Source organism: Stieleria sp., assembly GCF_041595215.1.
Lineage (GTDB): Bacteria > Planctomycetota > Planctomycetia > Pirellulales > Pirellulaceae > Stieleria > Stieleria magnilauensis.
In genome coordinates, this window is sequence record NZ_JBFHKV010001203.1 from 1 (window position 1) to 2,403 (window position 2,403).

Annotated in this window: 1 protein-coding gene and 1 pseudogene; both read left to right on the forward strand. The window is 60.0% G+C overall.

Going from position 1 to position 2,403, the window contains the following annotated elements:
* Positions 1-584, forward strand: a pseudogene (locus ABX749_RS29690) (hypothetical protein); the annotation flags it as partial.
* A gap of 49 nt (positions 585-633) precedes the next feature.
* Positions 634-2,073 (forward strand): aldehyde dehydrogenase family protein, encoded by a 1,440-nt coding sequence (locus tag ABX749_RS29695; protein WP_372899221.1) that lies wholly within the window; start codon positions 634-636, stop codon positions 2,071-2,073.
* Positions 2,074-2,403 lie beyond the last annotated feature (330 nt).

Here is a 2,403-nt window from a genome sequence, read left to right on the forward strand (position 1 = left end):
ATCTGGAAGAGTACAAAAAGCACTGCATCGACCAAGCCGTTACGGTGCTGACCGCGGGGCACGACATCAAGTGCATGTTCGCGACGCCGAAGTTGCTCGAATCGCTCGGCGAAGCCCTCGAAGACCGCGGCACCAGCCTGCAAGAAGTCGGCATCAAGGGGATCTTTTCCGGCGGCACCGAGTTCACGCCGCAGTGGACGCGTTTCTGCGTCGAAGAATTGCTCGGTGGACCGGTGGAAGAAGGCGGCGTCTACATGACCCCGACCTACGGCAACACGCTGATGGGCTTGGCCTGCAGCAAACCGATCTCGGCCGCGGACGGATACAAGATCAGTTACTACGCCCCCCAGCCGCGTGCGGTGACCGAGGTCGTCAGCTTCGATGACTACAACCAGGTCGTTGGGTTCGGCGAAACCGGACGTGTGAAGCTGTACACGTTGACCGACGAATTCTTTGTCCCCGGGTTTATGGAACGCGACGAAGGCGAGCGAGAAGCGCCGTTCGACATGTACCCTTGGGACGGTGTCAGCGGCGTGCGGCCGTTCCACGAGTTGGCGAGCGCGACCACCGTCGGCGTTTATTAGTGCCCGCCCGAACCCACCAATCTCTCACTCGCAACATCAACGTATAGACATGATCACATTGCAACCGCTTCGCTGGGGCAAGCCCTACGAATCGATGGAAATCAAGGACGTCGTTCACTTTGACACCGGGGAACCGATTGCGAAGTTTGGCAGCGTCGGAGGCGGCATCGTCGCCCGTGATATGAAGCAGGCTCACAAGGCTCGTGCCGCACTACTGAAACACTCGACGGCCGATCTGATCGCGATGTCGAAGAAGGCGGCCGACCTGTTCGAAAACGCGGAACTGCCCGTCGGCGACTCGATGCAATCGGTCGACCAATTTGTGCATCAGCAATCGGCCAGTACCGGATTGCCCGAGCACATGTGTCGCTCGAACTTGAAGAAGAACAGCTTCGTTCTCAGTCACATCGACGAGATCTTGGACTGTCTGACCCGCGGATTGGATCTCGATATCCTGAGCCGGGGCTATGGCGAAGAAGGCCGCGGCGTGATCGTCAGCTACCAGGCACAAACGCCGGTCTTGGGTGCCATCCTGCCGAACAATTCACCGGGCGTTCACACCCTGTGGCTGCCGGCGATCCCGCTGCAAATCGGCTTGGCGTTGAAACCGGGCTCCCAGGAACCTTGGACACCGTACCGCATGGTGTCGGCGTTCATCCAAGCCGGTGTTCCCGCCGAGGCATTCGGTTTGTATCCCGGCGGGCACGACGCCGGCGGTGCGATCATGACCAAAACGCCTCGCAGCATGATTTTTGGAAGCGCCGAAACCGTCGCACAGCACGCCGGCAATCCCCGCGTGCAAGCCCACGGACCGGGATGGTCGAAGATCTTGATCGGCGACGACGTGGTCGATGACTGGGAATTGTATTTGGACGTGATGGTCGAAAGCGTGCTTAGCAACTCGGGACGCTCCTGCATCAACTGCAGCGGCATCTGGGCCAGTCGGCACACCCGCGAGATCGCCCAAGCGATCGCCGAACGGATCGGCCCGGTCGATGTGTTGCCGCCGACCGATGACCAGGCCCAACTGGCCGCGTTTACCGTTCCCGCGATGGCGACCGGAACGTACGCGATGGTGCAGCAGGATCTGGCCGAAAGCGGTGTCACCGACATGACGGCCGATTACGGTGACAAGCTGATCGAGCGCGAGCACTGTGCCTACCTGCGGCCGATGGTCGTTCATGCCGATTCACCCGACCGCGGCGTCGCGATGAAGGAATACATGTTCCCGTTCGTCAGCGTCGTGGAATGCCCGCAAGCGGAAATGCTTCGTCGCATCGGCCCGACACTCGTCGGAACCGTGCTGACCCGAGATCCCGAATTGGTCGCCGCAGCCGGAGCTTGCGTCGAGATTGATCGCGTGAACTTCGGGCCGATCCCGACCAATCGGCTCAACTGGCTGCAACCGCACGAAGGAAACATCATCGATTTCCTGTTCCGTTCGCGAGCTTATCAAGTCGCTGATCTGCCCGTCGCCGCGACGGCGTAGTCACGATCAGCGGGAAGCGTGACGGCCTGTTGATTTAATCAGCCGTTTGGCGCGAGCCTACGGGCGCCGGTGAGTAATCGACATAATGAATGCCCGTACGCTTGCGCGAAACGGCTAATCCCATGTGCGATCGGATTAAATCAACAGGCCCGTGAGCGAGCGGCGCGTGGTGAAATTGCAGGCATCACGCGCCACTGGCTAACCGGCCTGTTGATTTAATCAGCCGTTTGGCGCGAGCCTACGGGCGCCGGTGAGTAATCGACATAATGAATGCCCGTACGCTTGCGCGAAACGGCTAATCCCACGTGCGATCGGATTAAATCAACAGGC

Coding starts and splice junctions, on each gene's coding strand:
- ABX749_RS29695 (WP_372899221.1), top strand. CDS start 634: ATGATCACATTGCAACCGCTTCGCTGGGGCAAGCCCTACGAATCGATG.